The 25,473-nt window shown below is 71.7% G+C and carries 26 protein-coding genes and 1 tRNA gene; 26 read left to right on the plus strand and 1 reads right to left on the minus strand.

Annotated features, from left to right (window positions below):
• The first annotated feature begins 51 nt into the window (after window positions 1-51).
• Window positions 52-128 (plus strand) — tRNA-Met (locus tag ACI6QG_RS11040).
• On the opposite strand, the gene ACI6QG_RS11045 is transcribed toward ACI6QG_RS11040, so the two are convergent.
• Window positions 99-380: a hypothetical protein gene (locus ACI6QG_RS11045; protein ID WP_407024612.1), complete on the minus strand. Its 282-nt coding sequence runs from the start codon at window positions 378-380 to the stop codon at window positions 99-101. The two genes, ACI6QG_RS11040 and ACI6QG_RS11045, sit on opposite strands and share 30 nt — an antisense overlap.
• A gap of 39 nt (window positions 381-419) precedes the next feature.
• Here ACI6QG_RS11045 and ACI6QG_RS11050 point away from each other — a divergent pair, with 39 nt between their 5' ends.
• The 25 genes from ACI6QG_RS11050 (at window position 420) to ACI6QG_RS11170 (ending at window position 25,368) form a co-directional block, all read left to right on the plus strand.
• Window positions 420-1,997 carry an ABC transporter substrate-binding protein gene (locus ACI6QG_RS11050; protein ID WP_407024613.1) on the plus strand — a complete coding sequence of 526 codons (1,578 nt, stop codon included), beginning with the start codon at window positions 420-422 and terminating at the stop codon, window positions 1,995-1,997.
• Window positions 1,998-2,000: 3 nt separating this feature from the next.
• A complete protein-coding gene (locus tag ACI6QG_RS11055) occupies window positions 2,001-3,575 on the plus strand; it encodes an ABC transporter substrate-binding protein (protein ID WP_407024614.1) in 1,575 nt (524 codons plus the stop codon).
• Complete coding sequence (locus ACI6QG_RS11060) at window positions 3,572-5,149, plus strand: ABC transporter substrate-binding protein (protein ID WP_407024615.1); 1,578 nt, start codon at window positions 3,572-3,574, stop codon at window positions 5,147-5,149. Before ACI6QG_RS11055 ends, ACI6QG_RS11060 begins: the two co-directional genes overlap by 4 nt.
• A gap of 138 nt (window positions 5,150-5,287) precedes the next feature.
• Window positions 5,288-6,889: an ABC transporter substrate-binding protein gene (locus ACI6QG_RS11065; protein ID WP_407024616.1), complete on the plus strand. Its 1,602-nt coding sequence runs from the start codon at window positions 5,288-5,290 to the stop codon at window positions 6,887-6,889.
• 21 nt (window positions 6,890-6,910) lie between these two features.
• The gene (locus ACI6QG_RS11070; RefSeq protein ID WP_407024617.1) at window positions 6,911-7,852 is read left to right on the plus strand and encodes an ABC transporter permease; all 942 of its coding nucleotides are present in this window, start codon (window positions 6,911-6,913) and stop codon (window positions 7,850-7,852) included.
• The gene (locus tag ACI6QG_RS11075; RefSeq protein WP_407024618.1) at window positions 7,852-8,760 is read left to right on the plus strand and encodes an ABC transporter permease; all 909 of its coding nucleotides are present in this window, start codon (window positions 7,852-7,854) and stop codon (window positions 8,758-8,760) included. The genes ACI6QG_RS11070 and ACI6QG_RS11075 overlap by 1 nt, the downstream gene beginning before the upstream one ends.
• A gap of 5 nt (window positions 8,761-8,765) precedes the next feature.
• Window positions 8,766-9,782: an ABC transporter ATP-binding protein gene (locus ACI6QG_RS11080; protein WP_407024719.1), complete on the plus strand. Its 1,017-nt coding sequence runs from the start codon at window positions 8,766-8,768 to the stop codon at window positions 9,780-9,782.
• Window positions 9,779-10,810 carry an ABC transporter ATP-binding protein gene (locus ACI6QG_RS11085; protein WP_407024619.1) on the plus strand — a complete coding sequence of 344 codons (1,032 nt, stop codon included), beginning with the start codon at window positions 9,779-9,781 and terminating at the stop codon, window positions 10,808-10,810. The genes ACI6QG_RS11080 and ACI6QG_RS11085 overlap by 4 nt, the downstream gene beginning before the upstream one ends.
• Window positions 10,800-11,117 (plus strand): hypothetical protein, encoded by a 318-nt coding sequence (locus tag ACI6QG_RS11090; RefSeq protein WP_407024620.1) that lies wholly within the window; start codon window positions 10,800-10,802, stop codon window positions 11,115-11,117. The genes ACI6QG_RS11085 and ACI6QG_RS11090 overlap by 11 nt, the downstream gene beginning before the upstream one ends.
• 55 nt (window positions 11,118-11,172) lie before the next feature.
• Window positions 11,173-11,676: a (2Fe-2S)-binding protein gene (locus tag ACI6QG_RS11095; protein ID WP_407024621.1), complete on the plus strand. Its 504-nt coding sequence runs from the start codon at window positions 11,173-11,175 to the stop codon at window positions 11,674-11,676.
• An 86-nt stretch (window positions 11,677-11,762) separates the two neighbouring features.
• On the plus strand, window positions 11,763-14,123 hold the full coding sequence (locus ACI6QG_RS11100; RefSeq protein ID WP_407024720.1) for a xanthine dehydrogenase family protein molybdopterin-binding subunit: 2,361 nt from the start codon (window positions 11,763-11,765) through the stop codon (window positions 14,121-14,123).
• 12 nt (window positions 14,124-14,135) lie between these two features.
• Window positions 14,136-14,927 carry an FAD binding domain-containing protein gene (locus tag ACI6QG_RS11105; RefSeq protein WP_407024622.1) on the plus strand — a complete coding sequence of 264 codons (792 nt, stop codon included), beginning with the start codon at window positions 14,136-14,138 and terminating at the stop codon, window positions 14,925-14,927.
• Window positions 14,924-16,162 carry an NAD(P)/FAD-dependent oxidoreductase gene (locus tag ACI6QG_RS11110; RefSeq protein ID WP_407024623.1) on the plus strand — a complete coding sequence of 413 codons (1,239 nt, stop codon included), beginning with the start codon at window positions 14,924-14,926 and terminating at the stop codon, window positions 16,160-16,162. The genes ACI6QG_RS11105 and ACI6QG_RS11110 overlap by 4 nt, the downstream gene beginning before the upstream one ends.
• Window positions 16,163-16,259: 97 nt before the next feature.
• Entirely contained in the window at window positions 16,260-17,021 is a 762-nt protein-coding gene (locus ACI6QG_RS11115; protein ID WP_407024624.1) for a cold-shock protein, read from the plus strand.
• Window positions 17,022-17,059: 38 nt separating this feature from the next.
• Window positions 17,060-17,341 carry a hypothetical protein gene (locus tag ACI6QG_RS11120; protein ID WP_407024625.1) on the plus strand — a complete coding sequence of 94 codons (282 nt, stop codon included), beginning with the start codon at window positions 17,060-17,062 and terminating at the stop codon, window positions 17,339-17,341.
• Between the two features lie 7 nt (window positions 17,342-17,348).
• Window positions 17,349-18,374, plus strand: a complete 1,026-nt coding sequence (locus tag ACI6QG_RS11125; RefSeq protein WP_407024626.1) for a Bug family tripartite tricarboxylate transporter substrate binding protein — start codon at window positions 17,349-17,351, stop codon at window positions 18,372-18,374.
• 63 nt (window positions 18,375-18,437) lie between these two features.
• Entirely contained in the window at window positions 18,438-19,121 is a 684-nt protein-coding gene (locus ACI6QG_RS11130; RefSeq protein WP_407024627.1) for a GntR family transcriptional regulator, read from the plus strand.
• Window positions 19,118-19,618, plus strand: a complete 501-nt coding sequence (locus tag ACI6QG_RS11135; RefSeq protein ID WP_407024628.1) for a cysteine dioxygenase family protein — start codon at window positions 19,118-19,120, stop codon at window positions 19,616-19,618. The genes ACI6QG_RS11130 and ACI6QG_RS11135 overlap by 4 nt, the downstream gene beginning before the upstream one ends.
• A gap of 37 nt (window positions 19,619-19,655) precedes the next feature.
• Window positions 19,656-19,889 carry a hypothetical protein gene (locus tag ACI6QG_RS11140; protein ID WP_407024629.1) on the plus strand — a complete coding sequence of 78 codons (234 nt, stop codon included), beginning with the start codon at window positions 19,656-19,658 and terminating at the stop codon, window positions 19,887-19,889.
• Between the two features lie 57 nt (window positions 19,890-19,946).
• Window positions 19,947-21,068: an ABC transporter substrate-binding protein gene (locus ACI6QG_RS11145; RefSeq protein ID WP_407024630.1), complete on the plus strand. Its 1,122-nt coding sequence runs from the start codon at window positions 19,947-19,949 to the stop codon at window positions 21,066-21,068.
• Between the two features lie 4 nt (window positions 21,069-21,072).
• Window positions 21,073-22,014 carry a branched-chain amino acid ABC transporter permease gene (locus ACI6QG_RS11150; RefSeq protein WP_407024631.1) on the plus strand — a complete coding sequence of 314 codons (942 nt, stop codon included), beginning with the start codon at window positions 21,073-21,075 and terminating at the stop codon, window positions 22,012-22,014.
• Window positions 22,001-22,993: a branched-chain amino acid ABC transporter permease gene (locus ACI6QG_RS11155; protein ID WP_407024632.1), complete on the plus strand. Its 993-nt coding sequence runs from the start codon at window positions 22,001-22,003 to the stop codon at window positions 22,991-22,993. Before ACI6QG_RS11150 ends, ACI6QG_RS11155 begins: the two co-directional genes overlap by 14 nt.
• Window positions 22,990-23,760, plus strand: a complete 771-nt coding sequence (locus tag ACI6QG_RS11160) for an ABC transporter ATP-binding protein (protein WP_407024633.1) — start codon at window positions 22,990-22,992, stop codon at window positions 23,758-23,760. Before ACI6QG_RS11155 ends, ACI6QG_RS11160 begins: the two co-directional genes overlap by 4 nt.
• Complete coding sequence (locus tag ACI6QG_RS11165) at window positions 23,753-24,460, plus strand: ABC transporter ATP-binding protein (RefSeq protein WP_407024634.1); 708 nt, start codon at window positions 23,753-23,755, stop codon at window positions 24,458-24,460. The genes ACI6QG_RS11160 and ACI6QG_RS11165 overlap by 8 nt, the downstream gene beginning before the upstream one ends.
• A gap of 17 nt (window positions 24,461-24,477) precedes the next feature.
• Complete coding sequence (locus ACI6QG_RS11170; RefSeq protein WP_407024635.1) at window positions 24,478-25,368, plus strand: DMT family transporter; 891 nt, start codon at window positions 24,478-24,480, stop codon at window positions 25,366-25,368.
• Window positions 25,369-25,473 lie beyond the last annotated feature (105 nt).

Here is a 25,473-nt window from a genome sequence, read left to right on the forward strand (position 1 = left end):
GGAGAGTCGGTCAGCGCCAGGCCACCCCACCACCCCCAACACCCACACCCCCGCGGGGTGGAGCAGCCCGGTAGCTCGTCAGGCTCATAACCTGAAGGTCACAGGTTCAAATCCTGTCCCCGCATCCAACGATACATAACATAGGTGTTCGAGAAGTCCGTCCAGAGATCCTCTGGACGGGCTTTCGGCGTTTCCACTCCCTGGCCCAGCGCCAGCATCGCCGCTAAGGCGCCCCGAACCTCAATCCGCAGCAACCCTCCCTCCGGGTTCAGCCGCACCTCCTTCACAAGGTCGTGCACATCCTCGCGCGCCTGCGCACCCGTCTCCCGCTGCAACGCCGGAACCCTGAGCGACAGCCTTGCCGTCCGTTCATCCGACATGTCAGGCTTCCGCCGACAACCTTGCCGGGGACGTTCCGCATGGACCGCCGTGCCTTCCTTCTTTCCGCCTCCGCCGCCACGCTGGCCGCGCCCCGCCTCGGCCATGGCCAGGCGGCGCGGCCGCTGCGCTTCGTGCCGCAGGCCAACCTCACCAGCCTGGACCCGATCTGGACCACGGCGAACGTCACCCGCAACCACGGCTTCCTGGTCTACGACACGCTCTACGGCATGGACGCGCAGTTCCGCCCGCAGCCGCAGATGGCCAGCGGGCACACGGTCAGCGACGATCGCCTGACGGTCACCATCACCCTGCGCGACGGGCTGAAATGGCATGATGGCGAGGCGGTGCGCGCCGCCGACTGCGTCGCCTCCATCGGGCGTTGGATGAAGCGCAACCCCTCGGGCCAGCAGCTGGAGCGCGCGCTGGAGGAGGTGTCTGCGCCCGATGACCGCACCATCCGCTTCCGGCTGAAGAAGCCCTTCCCGCTGCTGTTCCAGGCACTGGCCAGCCCGGTGAACCCGGTCGCCTTCATGATGCCCGAGCGCATCGCCCGCACCGACCCCTTCCAGCAGATCCGCGAAACCATCGGCTCCGGCCCCTTCCGGTTCGCACCGCGCGAGTTCAACAGCGGCTCAATGGTGGTCTATGAGCGCAACCCGGACTACGTGCCCAATCCGGCCGCCGCCTCCTTCACCGCCGGTGGCAAGCAGGCGCATTTCGAGCGGCTGGAATGGCACATCATCGTGGATGCCAGCACCGCCGCCGGCGCGCTGCAGACCGGCGAGATCGACTGGTACGAGCAGCCGCCGCCGGAGATCCAGCAGCTGCTGCGCCGCAACCGCAACGTCGCACTGGACGCCATAGACCCGCTGCCGCTCACCGGCATCCTGCGCTTCAACCACCTGCATCCGCCCTTCAACGACAAGCGCGTCCGCCAGGCCTTCCTGCCCGCCATCAACCAGGAAGACTTCATGCAGGCGATCGTGGGCACCGACCCGTCGCTCTACGTCACCGGCAGCGGCATCTTCACCCCCGGCACCCCGCTGGCGAGCGAGGAGGGGCTGGAGCCGCTGCGCGGCCCGCGCAGCCTCGACCGCGCCCGCGCCCTGCTGCGCGAGGCCGGCTACACCAACCAGCCGATGCGCCTCATCGGCCCGACCGACATCCTGGCGCCGGCCGCCATGACCCAGGTCTGCGCCGACCTGCTGCGGCGCATGCAGGTGAACGCGGACGTCGTCATCACCGACTGGGGCACGGTGGTGCAGCGCCGCGCCTCGCGCGAGCCGCTGGAGCGCGGCGGCTGGTCCATGCTGCTCACCTCCTTCAGCTCCACCGACTTCATGGACCCCGCGGGGCACTTCCCCTTGCGCGGCAACGGCCTCAACTCCTGGCCCGGCTGGCCCACCATCCCCCGGCTGGAGGAGCTGCGCGACCAGTGGTTCGACGCCCCTGACCTCGCCGCCCAGCAGCGCATCGCGCGCGAGATGCAGCGCGTGGCGATGGACGAGGTGCCCTTCATCCCGGTCGGCGCCTACCGCTCCGTCACCGCCTTCCGGCGCAACCTGGCGGACCGGGTGCCCGGCTTCGCCATCTTCTGGAACCTCAGGAGGACCTGACCGATGCAGCGGCGCCCCTTGCTCCTCGGGGCGCTCGCCGCCCCCTTCGCGGTCCACGACGCGTCGGCCCAGGCGGCGCGCACGCTGCGCGTCATCCCCCAGGCCAACCTCACCAGCCTGGACCCGATCTGGACCACGGCGGTGGTCACCCGCAACCACGGCTTCCTGGTCTATGACACGCTGACGGCCGAGGATTCGCAGGGCCGCGTGCAGCCGCAGATGCTGGAAGGCTGGCAGGTCAGCGAGGATCGCCGCACCTGGCGCTTCACCCTGCGCGAGGGGCTGAAGTTCCACGACAACCAGCCGGTGCGCTCGGCCGACTGCATCGCCTCCATCAAGCGCTGGGCGCAGCGCGAGACCTTCGGCCAGATCGCCGGCGGCGCGGTGGAGGAATGGCGCGCCCTGGATGACCGCCGCTTCGAGGCGAAGCTCAAGCGCCCCTTCCCGCTGCTGGCGCTCGCGCTGGGCCGCGGGCAGGGCCCAGCCTTCATCCTGCCCGAGCGCTTGGCCACCACCGATGCCGCGACCCAGGTGCGCGACGCCACCGGCTCCGGCCCCTTCCGCTTCCTCGCGGATCAATGGAGCCCCGGCGCCCGCGCGGTCTGGGCGAAGTTCGACGGCTACGTGCCCCGGCAGGAGGCGCCGGACGGGCTGGCCGGCGGCAAGGTGGCCCGGGTGGACCGGGTGGACTGGACCGTCATCAGCGACGCCGCCACCGCGGCCGGCGCCATGGCGAATGGCGAGCAGGACTACTGGGAATACGCGGTGCACGACCTGCTGCCGCTGCTGCGCCGCTCGCGCGAAGCGGTGGTGGAGCAGCGGCTGATCCATGGCACCTATGGCTGCCTGCGCTTCAACCACCTGCACGCACCCTTCAACAACCCGAAGGTGCGGCAGGCGGTGGCGATGGCGGTGGACCAGCGCGACTACCTGCGCGCCGTGGCCGGCGAGGACCCGCGCGGCTGGGGCGTGATGGAGGGCGTCTTCCCCGCCGGCGGCCCGCTGGCCACCGATGCCGGCGCCGACATCCTGAAGGTCCGCAGCGTCGAGCGCGCCCGCGCCGCCCTGCGCGAGAGCGGCTACAATGGCGAGCGCGTGGTGCTCATCACCCCCTCCGACTACCCGCAGATCAACGCGCTCGGCCTGGTGACGCATGACCTGCTGCGCCGCATGGGCATGAACGTGGAGCTGGTGGCGAGCGACTGGGGCACGCTGGTGCAGCGCCGTGCCTCGCGCGAACCCGTCGAGCGCGGCGGCTGGAGCATCTTCCACACCACCGCCAGCGGCGACGCCCTGGCCCTGCCGCCGGTGCACCTGTTCCTGCGCGCCAACGGCGCCAATGCCTGGTTCGGCTGGCCAGACGACCCCGCCATCGAGGCGGACCGCCTGGCCTTCCTGGATGCCGAGACGGAGGCCGAGCAGCAGGCCATCGCGCGGCGGCTGAACGGGCAGGCGATGCGCACGCTGCCCTATGTGCCGCTGGGCTACTACTGGCAGCCCACGGCGCTGAACCGCCGCGTCACCGGCGCCTTTCGCGTGCCGGCCACCGTGTTCTGGAACATCGGAAAGACCGCATGATCACCCGCCGCGCCCTCGCCGCCGCCGGCGCCCTGGCGTTGCCCGGCCATGCCTCGGGGCAGGGGGCGCAGCGCGTGCTGCGCTTCGTGCCGCAGAGCAACCTCGCCAGCCTTGACCCGGTGTGGTCCACCGCCGTCATCGTCCGCAACCACGGGCTGATGGTGTGGGACACGCTGTTCGGCCTGGACGGCCAGTTCCGCGCCCGCCCGCAGATGGCCGAGGGGCACGAGGTGAGCAGCGATGGCCTGACCTGGACCATCCGCCTGCGCGAGGGGCTGCGCTTCCACGATGGCAGCCCGGTCACGGCGGCGGATGCGGTGGCGTCCATCCGCCGCTGGTCGAAGCGCGACGTGCTGGGCCAGCGCCTCGACGCCCTGGCCGACGAAATCGCCGCCCCGAACGAGCGCGACATCCGCATCCGCCTCAAGCGCCCCTGGCCGGGCCTGGCCTGGGCGCTGGGCAAGCCCTCGGCCAATATCTGCGCCATCATGCCGGCGCGGCTGGCGGCCACCGACCCCTTCGCCCAGGTGGGCGAGGCGGTGGGCTCCGGCCCCTTCCGTTTCCGCCAGGACCTGTTCCGCCCCGGCGACGTCGCGATCTATGAGCGCTTCGACGGCTACCGCCCGCGCGACGAGGCGGCGGATTTCCTGGCCGGCGGCAAGCGCGTGCATTTCGACCGCGTGGAATGGCGCATCCTGCCCGACCCCTCCACCGCCAATGGCGCGCTGACCCGCGGCGAGGTGGATTGGTGGGAAACCCCGCTGGCCGACCTGCTGCCCGCCCTGCAGCGCAACCGCGACATCGTGGTGGACCTGATCAACCAGGCCGGCAACCTCGGCGTGCTGCGCTTCAACTTCCTCCATCCGCCCTTCGACAAGGTGGAGGTGCGCCGCGCCATCCTGCCGGCGCTGGACCAGCGCGCCTTCATGGACGCCGCCATCGGCACCGACCGCGCGCTGTCGCGCGTGCCGTCGGGCGTCTTCACCCCCGGCACGCCGCTGGCCACCACCGAGGGGCTGGAGCCGCTGACCGGCCCGCGCGACCTCGCCGCCGCGCAGCGCGCCCTGCGCGAGAGCGGCTATCGCGGCGAGCGCGTGGTGATGATGTCCGCCACCGACCTGCCGGTGCTGCAGAACCTCAGCGAGGTGGCGGCCGACCTGCTGCGCCGCATCGGCTTCACCGTGGACATGCCGGCGATGGACTGGGGCACGCAGATCCAGCGCCGCACCAATCGCGGCCCGATCGAGCAGGGCGGCTGGTCCGCCTTCTGCACCACCTGGGAGGGGCTGGACGTCTCGGTGCCCGGCTCGCACCAGCCCTTGCGGGGGCATGGGGCGCAGGCCTGGTCCGGTTGGCCCACCATGCCGCGGCTGGAGGCGCTGCGCGAGGAATGGTTCGACGCGCCCGACCAGGCGGCGGAACGCGCCATCGCCGCGCGCATCCAGCGCGTGGCAATGGAGGAGGTGCCCTTCCTGCCGCTCGGCCTGGTGCTGCCGCGGCAGGCCTATCGGCGCAGCATCACCGACGTGGTCAAGGGCGGTCCGGCGCTGTTCTGGAACGTCCGGCGGGCGTGAACTGGCACGGATGCTGCAAGGCAGCATGCCGATGCGGTGGTCAGGCGGGTTTCCCTTGGGGGATGCCCAGGATTGCGGCACGCTCCGGGGCAATGGGCTGAAGCCCGGGGCATGACAGGGTTTGGGAGAGCATCACGAATGGATCGCAGGACCTTCATCGGCGCTGGCATCGGCGCCGGCGCCGCGCTGGCGGCTTCGGGCATCGCTGCCCCCGCGCTGAGCCAGGGCGCCAATGCCCGCACGCTGCGCTTCGTGCCGCAGGCGAACCTCGCCAATTTCGACCCCATCTGGGGCACGCAATACGTGGTTCGCAACGCCGCCGTGCTGGTGTGGGACACGCTCTACGGCATCAACGACCAGCTGGTGCCGCAGCGCCAGATGGTGGAAAGCGAGGAGACCAGCGCCGACGGCCGCACCTGGACCTTCCGCCTGCGCGAGGGGTTGCGCTTCCACGACAACGAGCCGGTGCGCTCCAGCGACGTCGTCGCCAGCCTGACGCGCTGGATGGCCCGCGACCCGATGGGGCTGATGATCCGCGCCATCCAGCAGGAGCTGGTGGCGGTGGATGACCGCACCTTCCGCTGGGTGCTCAGCCGGCCTTTCCCGAAGATGCTCTACGCCCTGGGCAAGAACAACTCGCCCATGGCCTTCATCATGCCGGAGCGCATCGCCCGCACCGACCCCTTCCAGCAGATCACCGAGCATGTGGGCTCGGGCCCCTGCCGCTTCGTGCGCAACGAATGGGTGCCGGGCGCGCGCGCCGTGTTCCAGCGCTTCGAGGGCTACGTGCCGCGGCAGGAGCCCGCGAGCTGGCTGGCCGGCGGCAAGCGCATGCTGGTGGACCGCGTCGAGTGGGCCATCATGCCCGACCCCGCCACCGCCTCCTCCGCGCTGCAGAACGGCGAGGTGGACTGGTGGGAGAACGCGCTGACCGACCTGGTGCCGCTGCTGCGCCGCAACCGCAACATCCAGCTCGACATCGCCGACCCGCTGGGCAACATCGGCGCCTTCCGCCTCAACCACCTGCACCCGCCCTTCAACGACGTGCGCGCCCGCCGCGCCATCCTCATGGCGATGAGCCAGGAGGACTACATGCGCGCGCTCGTCGGCAGCGACGACGCGCTGTGGAAGCGGCTGCCCGGCTTCTTCACCCCCGGCACGCCGCTCTACAACGAGGAGGGCGGCGAGGTGATCTCCGGCCCGCGCAACCTGGACGCGGCGCGCGCCCTGCTGCGGGAAAGCGGCTATTCCGGCCAGCCCGTCACCGTGCTGGCGGCGCAGGACCAGCCCATCACCAAGGCGCAGGGCGACGTGACGGCCGACCTGCTGCGCCGCCTGGGCATGAATGTGGATTTCGTGGCGACCGACTGGGGCACGGTGGGCCAGCGCCGCGCCATGAAGAACCCGCCCAGCGCCGGCGGCTGGAACATCTTCTTCTCCTGGCATGCGGGGGCGGATTGCACCAACCCGGCCGCCTACACCGCCATCCGCGCCAATGGCGACGGCGCCTGGTTCGGCTGGCCCAACATCCCGGCCGTCGAGCAGAAGGTGAACGAGTGGTTCGAGGCGCCGGACCTGGAGGCCGAGAAGGCCGCCATGCGCGGCCTGAACCGCGCCGCGCTGGAGAACGTGGTCTACGTCCCCACCGGCTTTTTCCTGGGCTACCAGGCGTGGCGCCGGAACGTGTCGGGCGTGGTGAAGGGGCCGATCCCCTTCGCCTGGGGTGTTTCCAAGTCGTGAAGCCTGGGGTCTGATCGCGCCATGTGGGCCTATATCCTCCGCCGAGTCCTCGCCACCATCCCCGTCATGGCGGTGGTGGCGCTCTTCGTCTTCTCGCTGCTGTATCTCGCCCCGGGCGACCCGGCGGCGGTGATCGCCGGCGACCAGGCGACGCCGGAGGATGTGGAACGCATCCGCGCCTCGCTCGGGCTGGACCGCCCCTACCTGGTGCGCTTCGGCGCCTGGGTGGGGGACATCCTGTCCGGCGACCTCGGCACCTCCATCTTCACCAACCTGCCGGTGAGCACGATGATCGCCCAGCGGGTGGAGCCGACGCTGTCGCTCTGCGTGCTGACGCTGATCCTCGCGGTGTCCATCGCGGTGCCGATGGGTGTGGTGGCGGCCTGGAAGCAGGGCACCACGGTGGACCGCGCGGTGATGGGCTTCGCGGTGCTGGGCTTCTCCGTTCCGGTCTTCGTGGTCGGCTACCTGCTGGCCTATGTCTTCGCGCTGGAACTGGATTGGCTGCCGGTGCAGGGCTACACGCCATTCCGCGAAGGGCTGTTCCCCTGGCTGGAGAACCTGATCCTGCCCGCCATCGCCCTGGGCGGCGTGTACATCGCGCTGATCGCGCGCATCACCCGCGCGACCATGCTGGAGGTGCTGAGCCAGGACTACATCCGCACCGCCCGCGCCAAGGGGGCCAACCAGGCCTCCATCCTGTTCCTGCACGCGCTGAAGAACGCCGCGGTGCCCATCGTCACCGTGGTGGGCATCGGCATGGCGCTGCTGATCGGCGGCGCGGTGGTGACCGAGAGCGTCTTCGCCATCCCCGGCCTCGGGCGGCTGACGGTGGATGCCATCCTGCGGCGCGACTACCCGGTGATCCAGGGCGTCGTGCTGCTGTTCTCCTTCGTCTACGTGCTGGTGAACCTGCTGATTGATCTCCTCTACACCCTGTTCGACCCGAGGATCCGCTACTGATGAGCGCCGTGACCATCCCCCCCGGGACGGCGGTGGCCGCGCCCATGCCGGACATCCTGCCGGACGTGAAGCCCAGGCGCGGCTTCGTCGGCTTCCTGCGGCGCAACCCCACCATGGCGCTGGGCGGCTTCCTGCTGCTGCTGATGGTGTTCGTCGCCGTCTTCGCCCCCGTGCTGTGGACCAAGGACCCCACGGCCCTGGCGCCGGCGCTGCGCACGCGCGAACCCTCGGCGCAGTTCTGGTTCGGCTCGGACATGCTGGGGCGCGACGTCTATTCCCGCGTGCTCTACGGCGCGCGGGTGTCGCTGATCGTGGGCTTCTCCGTCGCCATCCTCGCCTCGGCGGCGGGGCTGTTCATCGGGCTGATGTCGGGCTTCAACCGCATCGCCGATTCCATCATCATGCGGGTGATGGACGGCATGATGTCCATCCCGCCCATCCTGCTGGCGATCGCGCTGATGGCGCTGACGCGCGGCTCGGTGCAGAACGTCATCATCGCCATCACCATCGCCGAGATCCCGCGCGTCTCGCGCCTCGTGCGCGGCGTCGTGCTGTCCCTGCGCGAGCAGCCCTATGTGGAGGCCGCCGTGGCCTCGGGCACGCGCACGCCGGCCATCATCTTCAAGCACATCCTGCCCAACACCCTGGCGCCGCTCACCGTGCAGGCCACCTACATCTGCGCGGCGGCGATGATCACGGAGGCGATCCTGAGCTTCATCGGCGCGGGCACCCCGCCCATCATCCCCTCCTGGGGGAACATCATGGCCGAGGGCCGGGCGCTGTGGCAGGTGAAGCCCTACATCGTCTTCTTCCCGGCCATCTTCCTGTCCATCACCGTGCTGGCGGTGAACCTGCTGGGCGACGGCCTGCGCGACGCCATCGACCCGCGCCTGGCGAAGCGGCTGTGAACGCGATGACCGGCATGGCCGACAACCGCCCCATGCTGCTGGAGGTCGAGAACCTCCAGACGCATTTCCGCACCATGGACGGAGTGAACCGCGCCGTTGACGGCGTCTCCTTCTCCGTCCGCGCCGGCGAGACGCTGGCGGTGGTGGGCGAGAGCGGCTGCGGCAAGTCCGTCACCGCCATGTCCATCCTGCGCCTCATCCCCGAGCCGCCGGGCAAGATCGCCGGGTCCATCCGGTTTCAGGGCAAGGACCTGCTGAAGCTGTCGGACCGCGAGATGCGCGCCATCCGCGGCAACGAGATCAGCATGATCTTCCAGGAGCCGATGACCTCGCTGAACCCGGTGCTGACCAATGGCCGCCAGATCGGCGAGACGCTGCGGCTGCACCAGGGCCTGAGCAAGGCCGCGGCCGAGGAGCGCGCGGTGGAGATGCTGCGCCTCGTCGGCATCCCCGAGCCCGGGCGGCGCGTGCGCGAATACCCGCACCAGCTTTCGGGCGGCATGCGCCAGCGCGTGATGATCGCCATCGCGCTGGCCTGCAACCCGAAGCTGCTGATCGCCGACGAGCCGACCACGGCGCTGGACGTGACCATCCAGGCGCAGATCCTCGACCTGATGCGCGACCTCAAGACGCGGGTGGGGGCGGCCATCGTCCTCATCACCCACGACCTGGGCGTGGTGGCCGAGGTCGCGGAGCGGGTGGTGGTGATGTATGCCGGCAAGAAGGTGGAGGAGGCGCCGGTGGGCGAGCTGTTCCGCGCGCCCAAGCATCCCTACACCCAGGGCCTGCTGGGCTCGGTGCCCAAGCTCGGCTCCTCGCTGACCGGCGAGACCTCGCGGCTGGCGGAGATCCCCGGGCTGGTGCCGTCGCTGAAGCAGAAGATCCCCGGCTGCGTCTTCGCCTCCCGCTGCCCGAAGGCGACGGATTTCTGCCGCGCCGTGGCGCCGGCCCTGGAGGAGAAGGCGCCCCGCCACGTCGCCGCCTGCCACTACGCCGAGAAGGAGGGGGTGCTCGCGGCATGAGCCAAGCCATCCTGGAGGTCAGCGACCTCAAGAAGCATTTCCCCATCCGCGGCGGGCTGCTGGGCTCCACCGTGGGGCACGTCTACGCGGTGGACGGCGTCTCCTTCTCCATCAGCAAGGGCGAGACGCTGTCCCTGGTGGGCGAGAGCGGCTGCGGCAAGTCCACCGTGGGCAAGGCGGTGCTGCGGCTCTTCCCGCTCACCGCGGGGCAGGTGGTGCTGAACGGCACCCGCATCGACGACATGCCCGCCGGCACGCTGCGCCCGCTGCGCCGGCAGATGCAGGTGGTGTTCCAGGACCCCTTCAGCTCCCTGAACCCGCGCATGCGCGTGCGTGACATCCTGGCCGAGCCGATCCGCAACTTCGGCCTGGCGAAGGATGCCGCCGACCTGGATCGCCGCATCGCCGAGCTGATGGACAAGGTCCGCCTGCCGCGCGACGCCGTGAACCGCTGGCCGCACGAGTTCTCCGGCGGCCAGCGCCAGCGCATCGGCATCGCCCGCGCGCTGGCGGCCGAGCCGGACCTCATCGTGTGCGACGAGGCGGTCAGCGCGCTGGACGTCAGCGTGAAGGCGCAGATCGTCAACCTGCTGCAGGACCTCCAGGCCGAGCTGGGGCTGGCGATGCTTTTCATCTCCCACGACCTCGCCATCGTCGAGCACATGACGCACCGCGTGGCGGTGATGTACCTGGGCAAGATCGTCGAGGTGGCGGAGCGCCGCACGCTGTTCGGCCGCCCCCGCCACCCCTACACCGAGGCGCTGCTCTCCGCCGTGCCCATCCCGGTGCCCGGCGCGGGGCGGGAGCGCATCACCCTGCAGGGCGACGTGCCCAGCCCCATCCGCCCGCCGCCGGGCTGCCGCTTCCACACCCGCTGCCCCTACGTGCACGACCGCTGCCGCAGCGAGGAGCCGAAGCTGAAGGACACGGAGGCCGGCCACCTCGCGGCCTGCCACCTGAACGACCTGCCGGCGGCGCAGAACCCGCTGCTGAACCGGCCGCCGCCGACCGCCTTCCGTGCCGCCTGAGCCGGCGCCCGGCGCGCTGACCTTCCGCGCCCGGGCGCCGCGCAGCGCTTTCGGGCGGGGGGTGAAGTGGGCCTTCTGGGGCTTCCAGTTCCTCATGCTGGCGCTGGCGCTGGGCAACTGCACCATGGTCCTGCCCTACCTGGGAAGCGCGGACCCGGAGGTGGCGCTGGGTGCCGGCCTGTTCGGCGCCCAGCTGGGGCTGGGCGTGCTCGCGCTTTGGCCGCTCGGCACGTTGGTGCTGGGGGTGGCCCTGCTGCTCACGCGCGGGCGGCTGCTGACGCTGCAGGCGCCGCCGCCGAACGCTTGACCTCGCGCACGGCGCGCGCAACGCTCCGCCCCAGCGAACGCCAGGGAGGGCCCAGATGCCGCAAGTGACGCTCAGCGTGAACGGGACCGCGCACACGGTCGAGGTCGAGGGCCGGACCCTGCTGGTGGAACTCCTGCGGGAGAAGCTGCGCCTGACCGGCACCCATGTGGGCTGCGACACCAGCCAGTGCGGCGCCTGCGTGGTGCACATGGACGGCGAATCCGTGAAGGCCTGCACCACCCTCGCCGTGGCCTGCGAGGGGGCGAGCGTGACCACCATCGAAGGGCTGGCCAAGCCTGACGGCACGCTTCACCCGATGCAGGAGGCCTTCCGCGAGTACCACGCCCTGCAATGCGGCTTCTGCACGCCCGGCATGGTGATGAGCGCGGTGGACCTGGTGCAGAAGAACCCGCAGGGGCTGAGCGAGGCCGAGATCCGCGAGGGGCTGGAAGGCAACCTGTGCCGCTGCACCGGCTACCACAACATCGTGAAGGCCATCGCCGCGGCGCAGGACGTGATGCACGGCCGGCGCGAGAGCCTGGCCGCCGCGGCGGAGTAGCCCGGCCCGGCACGCGAGGTTGCCGGCAGCGGGGGCCAACCCCGCGCCGGGTCACACATACGGGAGGAACGACCGCCATGAACGTGATGGCCCCATTCGAAGGCATCGGCGCCAGCGTCCGCCGCAAGGAGGACCTGCGCTTCCTGTCCGGCCGCGGGCAATACACCGACGACATCAACCGCCCCGGCCAGCTGCACGCCTTCATCCTGCGCTCCCCGCACGCCCATGCGCGCATCACGGCGCTGGACACGGCGGCGGCCAAGGGGATGCCCGCCGTGCGCGCGGTCTACACCGGCGAGGACATGGCGGCGGTGGGCGGCATCCCCTGCGGCTGGCAGATCCACAACAAGGACGGCACGCCGATGGCGGAGCCGAAGCACCCCGTCCTGGCCGAGGGCAAGGTGCGCCATGTGGGCGACCCGGTGGCGGTGGTGATCGCCGACACCCGCCAGCACGCGCGCGACGCGGCGGAGGCGATCACCGTCGCCTACGAGGTGCTGCCCAGCGCCACCACCATGGCGCAGGCCCAGGCCCCCGGCGCCCCGGCGGTGCATGACGACCTGCCGTCCAACCTCTGCTACGACTGGCACATCGGCGAGAAGGCGGGCGTGGACGCCGCCTTCGCCCAGGCCGCGCACCGCGTGGTGTTCGAGACGACGAACAACCGCCTGGTGCCCAACGCCATGGAACCCCGCGCCGCCATCGGCGACTACGACACCACGACGGGCGAGCACACCCTCTACACCACCAGCCAGAATCCGCACGTCATCCGCCTGCTGATGGGCGCCTTCGTGCTGAACATCCCGGAATCCAGGCTGCGGGTGGTGGCGCCCGACGTGGGCGGCGGCTTCGGCTCCAAGATCTACCACTACGCCGAGGAGGCGATCGTCACCTGGGCCGCGCACAAGCTGGGCCGCCCGGTGAAGTGGACCGCCGACCGCACGGAATCCTTCATGTCGGACGCGCATGGGCGCGACCACGTGACGCGCGCCGAGCTGGCGCTGGACAAGGACGGCACCTTCCTGGCGCTGCACGTGCAGACCCAGGCGAACATGGGCGCCTACCTCTCCACCTTCGCGCCCTGCGTGCCCACCTACCTCTACGCCACGCTGCTGGCCGGGGTGTACAAGACGCCGGCCATCTACGCCGAGGTGAAGGCGGTCTTCACCAACACCGTGCCGGTGGATGCCTATCGTGGCGCCGGCCGGCCGGAAGCGACCTACCTGCTGGAGCGCCTGGTGGACGTGGCCGCCAAGCAATGCGGCTTCGACAAGATCGAGCTGCGGAAGCGGAACTTCATCGCCACCGACGCCTTCCCCTACCAGACGCCGGTGGCGCTGGAATACGACAGCGGCGACTACTTCTCCACGCTGTCGCAGGCGCTGGAAACCTCGGGCTGGCACGGCTTCGAGGCGCGGCGGGCGGAGGCCAAGGCGCGCGGCAAGCTGCGCGGCATCGGCATCTCCACCTACCTGGAGGCTTGCGGCATCGCGCCCTCCGCCGTGGTGGGTTCGCTGGGCGCGCGGGCGGGGCTCTACGAGGTCGGCACCATCCGCGTGCACCCGACCGGCAGCGTCACGGTGCTGACCGGCGCGCACAGCCACGGCCAAGGCCACGAGACGACCTTCGCCCAGCTGGTGGCGGACAAGCTGGGCGTGCCGGTGGCGCAGGTGGACGTGGTGCATGGCGACACCGCCAAGGTGCCCTTCGGCATGGGCACCTATGGTTCGCGCTCGCTGGCCGTGGGCGGCAGCGCCATGGACAAGGCGATGGACAAGATCATCGCCAAGGGGCGCAAGATCGCCGCGCACCTGATGGAAGCCGCCGTCGAGGACGTGGAGTTCGAGCGCGGCACCTTCCGCGTCGCCGGCACCGACAAGACCAAGGCGCTGGCTGAGATCAGCCTCGCCGCCTACGTCCCGCACAACTTCCCGCATGACGAGCTGGAACCGGGGCTGGAGGAGACCGCCTTCTACGACCCCAAGAACTTCACCTATCCCGGCGGCTGCCACATCGCCGAGGTGGAGATCGAGCCGGAGACGGGGAAGGTGTCCCTGGTCAACTTCACCGCCGTTGACGATGTCGGCCGCGTCATCAACCCGATGATCGTGGAAGGCCAGGTGCAGGGCGGCGTGGCGCAGGGCGTCGGCCAGGCGCTGCTGGAGGCCTGCGTCTATGACGAGGGCGGCCAGCTGCTGAGCGCGAGCATGATGGACTACGCCATGCCGCGCGCCGACGACCTGGCGCCCGTGTCCGTCGCCACCCACGCGACGCTGTGCACCCACAATCCGCTCGGCGTGAAGGGCTGCGGCGAGGTCGGCGCCATCGGCTCGCCGCCGGCGGTCATCAACGCGGTGGTGGATGCGCTGCGCGACTACGGCGTGAATCACGTCGAGATGCCGGCGACACCGCCGAAGATCTGGTCCATCATCCACGGGACGAAATAGGGAGTCCGGGGCATGTATGATTTCGCCTATCACAAGCCGTCCTCCGTCGCCGATGCGGTGAAGCTGCTGGCCGACCCGGACGCCAAGGCGGTGTCCGGCGGGCACACGCTGATCCCGGCGCTGAAGCACCGCCTCAACAAGCCCTCCGCCCTGGTGGACCTGTCCGGCATCGCCGAGATGAAGGGCATCCGGCGCGAGGGCAACGCCCTGGTGATCGGCGCGCTGACCAAGCACGAGGCGGTGGCGACCAGCCCGGAGGTCAAGGCCGCCATCCCCATGCTGGCCTTCGTCGCCAAGCACATCGGCGACACCCAGGTGCGCAACCGCGGCACCATGGGCGGCAGCGTCGCCAACAACGACCCGGCCGCGGATTACCCCGCCGCCGTGCTGGGGCTGGGGGCGACGATCCACACCAGCAAGCGCAAGATCGCGGCCGACGACTTCTTTCTCGGCATGTTCACCACGGCGCTGGAGCAGGATGAGCTGCTGACCGCCATCTCCTTCCCCATTCCGGAGAAGGCGGGCTACGCCAAGATGCGCAACCCGGCCTCGCGCTACGTGATGGCGGGTGCCTTCGTCTCGCGCGGGCCGATGGGCGTGCGGGTGGCGATCAACGGCGCCGGCCCCTGCGTGTTCCGGCAGGCGGCGATGGAGGCCGCGCTCTCCGCGAACTGGAGCGCCGATGCGGTGGCCGCCATCAAGCAGGACGCGGATGGGCTGAACAGCGACATCCACGGTTCCGCCGAATACCGGGCGCATCTCGTCTCCGTGATGGCCAAGCGCGCGGTGCTGGCCGCGGGTTGAGCACCGCCGCGGTCATCGGCGGCGGCATCCTGGGCGCCTGCCTGGCGCTGGAACTCCAGGATGCCGGCCACGCCGTCACGCTGATCGAGCCCGGACCACCCGGCGGCGCCCAGGCCGCCAGCTACGGCAATGCGGCCTGGATCTCGCCGGGCAGCATTATCCCTCCGGCCACGCCGGGGCTGTGGCGCAAGTTGCCGGGCTTCCTGCGCGACCCCCTCGGCCCGGTTTCCATCCGTCCGGCGCGGCTGCCGGCGGCGACGCCCTGGCTGGCGCGGTACCTGCTCTCGGGCTGGACGGAGGCGCAGGTGCGCCGCACCGCCACGGCGCTGCGCGGCCTGCTGCGCGACGCCCCGGCCCGCCACGCCGCGCTGGCGGCGCGCGCCGGCCGGACGGAGCTGATCCGCCAGGATGGGCTGCTCTACCCCTTCCCCGATCGCGCCGCCTTCACCGCCGAGGCACTGGCCTGGCGCATCCGCGCCGAGCTGGGCCTGCGGTGCGAGGAGCTGGACGCCGCCGCGCTGCGCGAGGCCGAGCCGGAGCTGTCGCCGCGCTACGGCTTCGGCGTGCTGGTGGGGGAGGGGGCGCATTGCCGCGACCCGGGTGGCTATGTGGCCGTTCTGACGGCGCTGGCCGAAGCGCGCGGCGCCCACCGCGTCGCCGCCCGCGCCACCGCATTCCGTGTCGAGGCCGGCCGTTTGCGCGCCGTGCTGACGGATGTCGGCGAGGTGCCGGCCGACCGCGCCGTGCTGGCTGCCGGCATCCATTCGGCACCGCTCGTCCGCCTGTTGGGCAGCCGCGTCCCGCTGGAAAGCGAGCGCGGCTACCACGCCGTGTTCCCCGAGCCCGGCATCGCGCCGCGCCGCCCGGTGATGCCCAGTGACGGCAAGATGGGCATCACGCTCACCGAGGGCGGGCTGCGCGTGGCCGGGCAGGTGCAGATCGCCGGGCTGGACGCCGCGCCCGACTGGCGCCGCGCGGAGATCCTCGCGGAGCGCCTGCGCGGCATGTTTCCCCGGCTGCAAGGCGAGGGCGGGCAGGTCTGGATGGGCCATCGCCCGTCCACACCGGACGGGCTGCCGGTGATCGGGCCGGCGCGCGCCACGGCCGATGTGTGGCTGTGCTTCGGGCATGGGCATGTCGGGCTGGCCGCCGCCCCCGCCTCCGCCGCGCTCGCCGTGGAAGGGATGCGCGGCGCGCCCGTGCCGCCTGCCTTCGCGCCCTCCCGCTTCGGCTGATTCTTTTTTCGTGCATTCGGGCGGCAGGAATGCCAGTCTAGGGCCTCCGGTGCTGCATCCCGCGGGGCCGGTGACGTTCCATGGATTGAACAAAGACGTGTCTGACGATTTTTCCGCCGGCGGCGGCGAGGGCCTGATCGAGGCCAAGGTGAAGTGGTACAACGGGCGCAAGGGCTTCGGCTTCGTGCTCGGACCGGACGGGCAGGACGTGTTCTTCCACGCCTCCGCCCTGACCGATGCCAACATCGACCAGCCCGACACCGACGACATCCTGGTGTGCGAGATCGGCACGGACCGTTCCGGCCGCCGCCTCGTCACCCGCATCACCGAGCTGAAGCGCGGCCCCGGTGGCGGCGCGTCGCGCGGCCCGGGCGGCTTTGGTGACCGCCCGCCCCGGCGCGACTTCGGCGACCGTCCCCCGCGCCGTGACTTCGGCGGCCCCGGTGGCGGCGGCGGCTTCGGCGACCGTCCGCCCCGGCGCGACTTCGGCGGTGGCGGCTTCGGCGGCGGCGACCGCGGCGGCTTCGGCGGCCCGCGCTCCGGCGGCTTCGGCGGTGGTGACCGCGGCGGTTTCGGCGGCCCGCGTTCGGGCGGCTTCGGCGGCGGTGGCGGCGGCGGCCCGCGCCGTGGCGGCTTCGACGAGGGCTCGGGCCCCGTCTACCCGCTCGAGGGCACGGTGAAGTGGTTTGACACGGTGCGCGGCTTCGGCTTCGTGACGCCGAGCGACGGCGGCCAGGACGTGTTCCTGCACTCCTCCGTGCTGAACCGCGCCGGCCGCACCGACCTGCAGCAGGGCGAGAAGGTCTCGCTGGACGTGCGGGACGGGCAGCGCGGCCGCCAGGCCGTGGGCATGAAGTAAGGGTTCCTTCAACCCTCGCATCGCAGTCTGGGCCGGCCATGCGCCGGCCCTTTCTGTTTCTGCTGCTCCTCTGCGCCGCGCCGGCCGCGGCCCAGGTGCCGCAATGCACCCCGCAACGGGAGGGGATGACCGCCTGCTTCGACGGGCGCCTGTGCCTATGCCGCTTCCAGCCCGGCGGGCAGATGACGGCGCGGCCGGATGGCCACCGCTGGGATTGCGGCCCGCTTCGCCCCGATTGCCGTCCGCCCGACGCCGCCCCCAGGCCGCCCTGGCCGGAGTTCCTGCCGCCGCCGCAGACCCTGCTTTCCCCGCAGCGCTGAGGCTTGCATGTCCTGCCTCGGCGGGGCGATGCTGCGCCGCATGATCCGCCGCCGCACCAGCATCCTCCTGCCGATGGCCGCAGCCCTGGCCGCCCCGGCCCTGGCCCAGGAGGCCCCGTGGCCCCAGGCCCGCCCCATCACCCTGATCGGCGGCTTCCCCAACGGCTCCGGCGTGGACATCTACCAGCGGCGGCTGGCCGAGCCGCTGTCCCGCGCCCTGGGCCAGACCATCGTGGTGGACAACCGCACCGGCGCCGGGGGCAACATCGGGTCCGACTTCGTGGCAAAGGCGCGGCCGGATGGCTACACCTTCTACTTCGGCACCGCCGGCACCCACGCCATCAACGCTTCGCTCTACCGCTCCCTGCCCTTCGACGTGGTGCGGGACTTCACCCCCATCGCCCACCTGGGCGACGTGCCGAACATCCTCACCGTCAGCGTCGAGCGGCGGCCGCAGTTCACCGACTGCGCGACGCTGCTGGCGGCGGCGCGGCAGGCGCGCGGCGGGCTGAACTTCGCCTCCACCGGCAACGGCGCGTCCACCCACCTCGCCGGCGCGCAGTTCGTCAACGCTGCGGGCATCGAGGCGACGCACATCCCCTATCGCGGCCAGCCCGGGGCGCAGACGGCGCTGCTGGCCGGCGACGTGGACTTCTTCTTCAACCAGACCGGCCCGGCCATCCCCGCCATCCGCCAGGGCCAGGTGCGGGGCCTGGCGGTGTCCACCGCGCAGCGCCTGCCCGCGCTGCCCGACGTGCCGACGGTGGCGGAGGCGTGCAGCCTGCCCGGCTTCGTTTCGACCACCTGGTACGGCCTGTTCGGGCCGGCCAACCTGCCGCGCCCCATCGTCGAGCGCGTGAGCCAGGAGGTGAACCGCGCCCTGGCCGACCCCGCCTTCCGCCGCTGGCTGGTGGAGGAGCAGGCCATCTCCCCGCCGCCGGTGGACACGCCCGAGGGCTTCGCCGCCATCCAGCGCCAGGACATCGCCCGCTGGGCGGAGGTGGTGCGGCGCTCCGGCGCCACAGTGGACTGATTCCGCTTGCGGGCCGGCGGGTGCCCGGCTAGGCTCTGACATGTTATTGCCCGGTCAGCCCGCATGTCGCATGCCCTTTCCCTGGAGCCGCCGCTTTCCCTGACGGAGCGCGCCGTGGCGCAGCTGCGGGCCGACATCCTGTCCACCCGCCTGGCGCCCGGCGAGGTGATCAGCGAGGCGATGGCGGCGGAGCGGCTGGAGCTGGGCAAGGCGCCGATCCGCGCCGCGCTGGCCCGGCTGGGCGAGGAAGGGTTGGTCACTTCCGTGCCGCGCCGCGGCTGGGTGGTCAGCCTGGTCACCATCCGCGACATCCACGAGGTCTTCGACCTGCGCCTGATGCTGGAGCCGGAGGCCGCCCGCCGCGCCGCCGGCCGGGTGGACGCCGAGATGCTGCAGCGCCTGGATGGCATCTGCGCCGCCGGCTACGACCCCACGGATGCCGCCAGCGCCATGGCCTTCCTGCAGGCCAACAAGGCCTTCCACGTCGCCATCGCCGAGCTGTCGGGCAATGCGCGGCTGGCCCGGCAGATCGCCCGCCTGCTGGACGAGAGCACGCGGATGCTGGTGCTGGGCCTGTCGCGCCGCGACCGCACCGGCGAGATGGCGCATGAGCACCACGCGCTGGTGGAGGCCCTGGCCCTGGGCCGCGGCGAGGAAGCGGCCCGGCTGATGCACGGGCAGGTGGCCGAGAGCCGCACCATGGTGGTGGCGGCGCTGACGGCGCCCGAGGCGGGGATCGCGATATGAACGTGTTCCGTTCCGGCCTGGCGCTGGACACCATGCTGGCCGCCATCGCCGCCGCCGCCCGCGCCCCGCTGGCCGCGCGGCCCGGGGCCATCGCCGACGCCATGGCCCCCTTCCTGCGCGACCCGCTGCTGCTGGAGGGCCGCGACTGCCCCGCCAATCCGGAGCGCTACGTCCGCCACCTGCTGGGCGAGGGCGAGGGCTACGCCGTGGTGGCGCTGGTGTGGCGGCCGATGCAGATGTCGCCGGTGCACGCCCACCGCACCTGGTGCGCCTTCGGCGTGCACCGCGGCATCCTGACCGAGCACCACTACGAGCCCGCGACGCTGCGCCCGAACGGCGCCTTCCTGCGTTGCGAGGGCGACACCTGCCACGGCCCCGCCGACCCCATGCTGATCCACCGGCTGGCCAATTGCTCGGCCGAGGTGGCGACCTCCATCCACGCCTATGGCGCCGCCTTCGAGCGCATGGGCGAGCAGGTGAACCTCGTGCTGGGTTGAACCGTTATCCCTCCGCATCGATCGCGGAGACCTCGTCATGTGGAAGCTGGCCCTTCTCGCCTACATGCCCATCGCGGCCGTCATCTTCGGCTTCCTGGGGATGATCCTCGCCGTCGCCGTCCCGCGGGACATGCCTTTCGAGGACGCGGCCTGGGCCTATTACGGCGCCGCCGCCCTCAGCTTCATCGGCGCCGCGCCGGTCGCGTGGATGGTGGCGCGGCGGATGCTGTGGCGTCGGGAGCGCCGGATGCTGGACGCTTCCTCCGGTTGACCCGGCTTGCTGCGGCGCGTCATGCTTCCCGCCTGAGGAAGACGAGGAAGACCGACCATGCTGGACCGACGCAGCCTGCTGCTGGCCAGTGCCGCGCTTACCGGGGCCGCGCTTCCGGGCGTGGCGCTGGCGCAGTCCCGCCCCGTCACGCTCGGCTACATGCTGCCGCTGACCGGCGAGTTCAGCCAGTACGGCATCCGCTTCCGCCAGAGCGCGACCATGGCGCTGGAGGCGTTCAACGCCGCCCGCCGCATCCCGGTGCCGGTGCAGATCCTCTACGAGGACACGCGCTCCGACGCACGCGAGGCGACCAGCGTGGCGCAGAAATTCAGCGACAACGCCGAGGTGGTGGGCGTGCTGGGGGACTTCTCCTCCTCCGCCTCCATGGCGGCGGCGCAGGTCTTCGCCCGCGCCGGGGTGCCGCAACTGAGCCAGACGGCGTCGCACCCTGATTTCGTGGGCATCTCGCGCTTCCAGTTCCGCAACATCACCACCCAGGCCTATGAGGGGCCCTTCGTGGCACGCTGGGCGGCCGGCAACGGGGTGAAGCGCGTCGCCGTCATCTGCATCCAGAACGACTGGGGGCAGAGCGTGGCGCAGGGCTTCAACACCGCCTTCACCGCCGGCGGCGGCGAGGTGACGAGCACCGAGTTCTTCAACCCCGGCAACCGCGAGTTCCGCTCCATCCTGACCAAGATCCAGCGCGAGCGGCCGGACGCGGTCTACCTCGGCATGTTCTACGAGGATGGCGCCGCGGTGCTGCAGCAGCGCCGCCAGCTGGCGATGCGCATGCCCTTCTACGCCACCTCCTCCCTCTATGAGCCGCGCCTGATCGAGCTGGCCGGCGCCCAGGCGGCGGAGGGCCTGTTCCTGGCGACCAGCTTCATGCCCACCAACCCGGACCCGGCGGTGCAGGCCTTCGTGACCGAGCACACGCGCCGCTTCAACATGGAGCCCAACAGCTTCAGCGCCCAGGCCTTCGATGCGGTGAACATCATGCTGGAAGCTGTGGCCCGCGCCGCGCCCGACATCACCCGCGCCCGCCTGCGCGACGAACTCGCCGCGACGCGCGACTTCCCCGGCGTGACCGGCGCCACCACCTTCGACCCGCAGACGCGCGAGCCATCGAAGACGCTGGCGCGGATGCAGGTGCGGGAAGGCCGCTTCACGGCGCTGTAGGGCCGTGTTCGACGTCTTCTTCCTCCAGCAGGTGCTGAACGGCCTGTCCGTCGGGCTGGTCTACGCGCTGGTGGCCATCGGCTTCACGCTGATCTTCGGCGTGCTGAACGTGGTGAACTTCGCCCATGGCGAGGTCTACATGCTCGGCGCCTTCGCCGGGCTGGTGCTGCTCACCACCCTCGGGCCGCCGCTGCTGGCGGCGGTGCTGGTGGTGCTGGCGGTGGGCGCCATGCTGGGCTTCGGGCTGGAGCGCATCGCCTTCCGCCCGTTCCGCCGCTTCCGCGACGAGGCCAGCCTGAAATCCAAGGCGGTGCGCGAGGCGACGCTGCTCTCCTCGCTCGCCGTCTCCATCGTGGTGCGCGAGCTGACGGAGAAGTTCCTCGGCGCCGACATGCAGGTGGTGCCCGAGCGCTTCCGCCTGCAGGACCCGATCCTGCTAGGGGACCTCGGCGTGACCGGCCCGCTGGCGGAGCTGGTCATCATCAACGGCCAGCTCTGGATCCTCGGCGCGGCCATCGTGATGTTCGGCGCGCTGCAATGGGTGCTGCACCGCACCGACATCGGCCTGTCCATCCGCGCCGTCGCGGCCAACCCGCTGGGGGCGCAGTTCGTCGGCATCAACGCCAACCGCACCGTCATCGCCACCTTCGCCATCGGCTCGGCCATGGGGGCGGTGGCGGGGCTGCTGATCGGGCTGTACACGGCGGACATCCAGCCGCACATGGGCTTCGCGCCGGGGGTCAAGGCCTTCGTCGCCATGGTGATGGGCGGGCTGTCTTCCATTCCCGGCGCCGTCATCTGCGCCATCCTGCTCGGCGTCAGCGAGGCGGTGGCCACCGAGTTCATCGCCCAGGGCTGGAGCGACATCATCGCCTATGCCGCGCTGCTGCTGGTGCTGTTCTTCTTCCCGCAGGGGCTGTTCGGGGGTGGGCGTGAGCGCGTCTAGCCGCAACCTCGGCGCGCTGGCGCTGCTGCTGCTGGTGCTGCTGCCGGGCGCGCTGTGGCTGGCCGGCGGCGGCTACGGCTTCCGGGTCGCCACCGTCTGCGCCATCTTCGCCATCCTGGGCGTGTCCATGCAGCTCATCACCGGGGTGGCCGGGCTGCTGTCCTTGGGGCACGCCGCCTTCTACGGGGTGGGAGCCTATACCGCGGCCAAGCTGGGCACCTGGCTGGGCTGGCCCTTCCTGCTGACGCTGCCGGCGGCGGGCATCGTCACCATGCTGGCCGGGCTGCTGGTGGCGGTGCCGACCATGCGGCTGGTCTCCATCTACTTCGCCGTCGCCACGCTGGGGCTTGGGCAGATGATCTACGTCACGCTGCTCAACTGGGTGGGCTTCACCCGCGGGCCGCTGGGCATCCCGGGCATTCCCGGCATCAACGTCTTCGGGCTGGACCTGTCCTCGGCCGCCGGCACCTACATGGTCACGGCGCTGGTGGCGCTGTTCAGCATCGCGGTGGCGCATCGGGTGGCGCATTCCTACCACGGCACCGCGCTGCGGGCGCTGCGCGAGGACGACCAGTGCGCCGCCGCCATGGGCCTCGACGTGCCGCGCCTGAAGCTGGAGGTCTTCGCCGTTTCCGCCTTCCTTGCCGGGCTGGCCGGCGCGCTGTGGGCGCATTCCACCGGCTTCGTCTCGCCCACCGATTTCCGCTTCAGCGAGAGCATCCTCATCCTCGCCATGGTAGTGGTGGGGGGCCTGGGCTCGATTCCCGGCGCGGTGGTGGGCGCCGTGCTGCTGGCCTTGCTGCCCGAGGCGCTGCGCTTCGCCGGCGACGTGCGCAACATCGTCGTCGGGCTGGTGATGTTCGGCTGCATCCTGTTCCTGCCGCGCGGCCTGCTGGGCGAGATCGAGACGCTGAAATTCCTGCGCCGCATCGGCGAGGGCTGGCGCGCGCCGGACGGGCGGATGCTGGGCTGGAAATGACCGCGCCGTTGCTGGAGATGGACCGCCTGTCCCGCCGCTTCGGCGGGCTGCTGGCGGTGGACGACGTCTCGGGCGAGGTGCGCGAGGGCGACCTGTCCGGCCTGATCGGCCCCAACGGCGCCGGCAAGACCACGCTGTTCAACCTGATCAGCGGCTTCACCCCGCCCAGTTCCGGCGAGGCGCGCTTCGCCGGCCGGCGCCTGAACGGGCTGGCGCCGCAGGCCATCGCCCGGCTGGGCATCGGCCGCACCTTCCAGAACCTGCGCGTCTTCCCCAACATGACCGCCTTCGACAACGTGGCGGTCGGCGCGGCCGGGCGCATCGGCCATGGCGTGTGGGACGCGCTGTGGCCCGGCCCCGCCGCCCGCGGCCGTGCCGAGGCGATCTCGCGCGCCGCCTACGACGCGCTGGACCGCTGCGGCCTGCGCGCGGAGGCCGAGCTGCTGGCCGCGCAGCTCGCCTACGGCAAGCGCAAGTACCTGGAAATCGCGCGCGCCCTGGCCACCCAGCCGCGGCTGCTGGTGCTGGACGAGCCCGCCGCCGGGCTGAACGACCGCGAGACGGCGGAACTCGCCGCCTTCATCACCCGGCTGAACGCCGGCGGCCTGACCGTGCTGCTGGTGGAGCACGACATGGGGCTGGTGATGGGCATCTGCCGCCGCGTGATGGTGCTGGCCTCTGGCCGGAAGATCGCCGACGGCACGCCCGCCGAGGTGCAGGCCGATCCCGCGGTGCGCGAGGCCTATCTGGGCACCGCGGATGCTTAAGGTGCGCGGCCTGCACGTCCGCCTCGGCGCGCTGGAGATCCTGCGCGGCGTGGACCTGTCGGTGCCGGGCGAGGGGGTGGTCTCCGTGCTCGGCGCCAATGGCGTGGGCAAGACGACGCTGATGCGCACCCTGTCGGGCGTCTACGCGCCCAGCGCCGGCAGCATCACCTTTGACGGCGCGGCCATCGGCGGCCTGCCGGCGCATGCGGTGCTGCGCCACGGCATCGCCCAGGCGCCGGAGGGCCGGCAGATCTTCGGCGCCATGACGGTGGCGGAGAACCTGCGCCTGGGTGGCATGCGGCTGCCCGGCGCCGATTTCGCCGCGGAGCAGGAGCGCGTGCTGGCGCTGTTCCCCCGCCTGCGCGAGCGCTTCCGCCAGAAGGCCGGCAGCCTTTCGGGCGGCGAGCAGCAGATGCTGTGCATCGGCCGCGCCCTGATGTCGCGCCCGCGCCTGCTGCTGCTGGACGAGCCCTCCCTGGGCCTGGCGCCGAAGCTGGTGGCGCAGATCTTCGAACTGGTGCGGGAGATCCGCGCCTCCGGCCTGCCGGTGCTGCTGGTGGAGCAGAATGCCCGCGCCGCCCTGGCGGTGGCCGACACCGCGCATGTGATGGAAGGCGGGCGCATCGTCCTGTCCGGCCCGGCGTGCGAATTGGCCGGGGACCCCCGCGTGGCCGAGGTCTACCTGGGCGGCCACGCCTGAATCGGGCATGAAGGGGCATGTTCTCCGCGCCCCGCCTGCTCGTCGGCCTGCTGCTGGGCGCGCTCGCCTCCGTCATCTGGGGCGGACACGCGGTGGTGGCGCGCATCGCCTTGCAGGGGCAGGGGATCACCGTGCTGGACATCCTGTTCAGCCGCTACCTGCCCGCCGCGCTGATCCTCGGCCCGCTGGCCTGGAAGGACCGCCACGCCATCGCCGGGCTGGGCCTGCGCCGGCTGGGGCTGCTGGTGCTGACGGGGGGCTGCGTGAACCTGACGCTGTTCGTCTCGGCGCTGCATTTCGCGCCGGCCAGCCATGGCGGCACCATCGCGCCGATGACCGGGCCGGTGGTGGGCGCCATCGCCGCCTGGTGGCTGCTGAAGGAACGCCCGACGCCGGGGCGGATCGCCGCGCTGGGCTGCATGCTGCTGGGCGTGCTGCTGATCGGCTGGGATGGGCTGGGCGGACACCCCGGCGCCTGGCGGGGCGACCTGCTGCTGCTGGGCGCCGGCGGCACCTGGGGCGTCTTCACCGTACTGCTGCGGCGCTTCGGCCTGGGCGCCATCGCGGCCAGCGCGGCGGTCACGCTGGCCTCGCTGGCGCTGGTGCTGCCGGTGTTCCTGCTGTTCCGCGCGGGCGAGTTCTTCGCGCTGCCCTGGCAGGTCTGGTCCTGGACGCTGGTGGCCCAGGGGGTGGCGCTGGGCGCGGCCTCCATGCTGCTGTTCGCCCGCAGCGTGGAGATGCTGGGGGCGACGCGCGCCGCCACCCTGTCCGTGCTGGTGCCGGTGGTGGGGCTCTCGGCCTCCTGGGCGGTGCTGGGCGAGCCGATCGGCTGGCTGAAGGCGGGGGGGGCGGCGTTGGCGGTCGGCGCCATGCTGGTCGCGGTGCTGTTCACCGGGCGCCGGGCGTAGGGCGCGCGGTCAGGCCGGGCGCCCTGCATTGGTCGCGCCCGTCAAGCCGGGCACCCTTGCTCTGTCGCGCCCGTCAAGCCGGGCGCTCTTGCTCGGTCGCGCCCG

This window comes from Sabulicella flocculans, assembly GCF_045449635.1.
In the GTDB taxonomy this organism is placed as follows: domain Bacteria; phylum Pseudomonadota; class Alphaproteobacteria; order Acetobacterales; family Acetobacteraceae; genus Roseococcus.

Bases quoted from the DNA above. Each gene is read 5' to 3' on its own strand.
- ACI6QG_RS11170 (WP_407024635.1), top strand. From the start codon at position 24,478: ATGTTCTCCGCGCCCCGCCTGCTCGTCGGCCTGCTGCTGGGCGCGCTC.
- ACI6QG_RS11100 (WP_407024720.1), top strand. From the start codon at position 11,763: ATGGCCCCATTCGAAGGCATCGGCGCCAGCGTCCGCCGCAAGGAGGAC.
- ACI6QG_RS11075 (WP_407024618.1), top strand. From the start codon at position 7,852: ATGAGCGCCGTGACCATCCCCCCCGGGACGGCGGTGGCCGCGCCCATG.
- ACI6QG_RS11085 (WP_407024619.1), top strand. From the start codon at position 9,779: ATGAGCCAAGCCATCCTGGAGGTCAGCGACCTCAAGAAGCATTTCCCC.
- ACI6QG_RS11165 (WP_407024634.1), top strand. From the start codon at position 23,753: ATGCTTAAGGTGCGCGGCCTGCACGTCCGCCTCGGCGCGCTGGAGATC.
- ACI6QG_RS11065 (WP_407024616.1), top strand. From the start codon at position 5,288: ATGGATCGCAGGACCTTCATCGGCGCTGGCATCGGCGCCGGCGCCGCG.
- ACI6QG_RS11135 (WP_407024628.1), top strand. From the start codon at position 19,118: ATGAACGTGTTCCGTTCCGGCCTGGCGCTGGACACCATGCTGGCCGCC.
- ACI6QG_RS11055 (WP_407024614.1), top strand. From the start codon at position 2,001: ATGCAGCGGCGCCCCTTGCTCCTCGGGGCGCTCGCCGCCCCCTTCGCG.
- ACI6QG_RS11050 (WP_407024613.1), top strand. From the start codon at position 420: ATGGACCGCCGTGCCTTCCTTCTTTCCGCCTCCGCCGCCACGCTGGCC.
- ACI6QG_RS11095 (WP_407024621.1), top strand. From the start codon at position 11,173: ATGCCGCAAGTGACGCTCAGCGTGAACGGGACCGCGCACACGGTCGAG.
- ACI6QG_RS11130 (WP_407024627.1), top strand. From the start codon at position 18,438: ATGTCGCATGCCCTTTCCCTGGAGCCGCCGCTTTCCCTGACGGAGCGC.
- ACI6QG_RS11060 (WP_407024615.1), top strand. From the start codon at position 3,572: ATGATCACCCGCCGCGCCCTCGCCGCCGCCGGCGCCCTGGCGTTGCCC.
- ACI6QG_RS11120 (WP_407024625.1), top strand. From the start codon at position 17,060: ATGCGCCGGCCCTTTCTGTTTCTGCTGCTCCTCTGCGCCGCGCCGGCC.
- ACI6QG_RS11160 (WP_407024633.1), top strand. From the start codon at position 22,990: ATGACCGCGCCGTTGCTGGAGATGGACCGCCTGTCCCGCCGCTTCGGC.
- ACI6QG_RS11140 (WP_407024629.1), top strand. From the start codon at position 19,656: ATGTGGAAGCTGGCCCTTCTCGCCTACATGCCCATCGCGGCCGTCATC.
- ACI6QG_RS11080 (WP_407024719.1), top strand. From the start codon at position 8,766: ATGACCGGCATGGCCGACAACCGCCCCATGCTGCTGGAGGTCGAGAAC.
- ACI6QG_RS11125 (WP_407024626.1), top strand. From the start codon at position 17,349: ATGTCCTGCCTCGGCGGGGCGATGCTGCGCCGCATGATCCGCCGCCGC.
- ACI6QG_RS11105 (WP_407024622.1), top strand. From the start codon at position 14,136: ATGTATGATTTCGCCTATCACAAGCCGTCCTCCGTCGCCGATGCGGTG.
- ACI6QG_RS11070 (WP_407024617.1), top strand. From the start codon at position 6,911: ATGTGGGCCTATATCCTCCGCCGAGTCCTCGCCACCATCCCCGTCATG.
- ACI6QG_RS11145 (WP_407024630.1), top strand. From the start codon at position 19,947: ATGCTGGACCGACGCAGCCTGCTGCTGGCCAGTGCCGCGCTTACCGGG.
- ACI6QG_RS11045 (WP_407024612.1), bottom strand. From the start codon at position 380: ATGTCGGATGAACGGACGGCAAGGCTGTCGCTCAGGGTTCCGGCGTTG.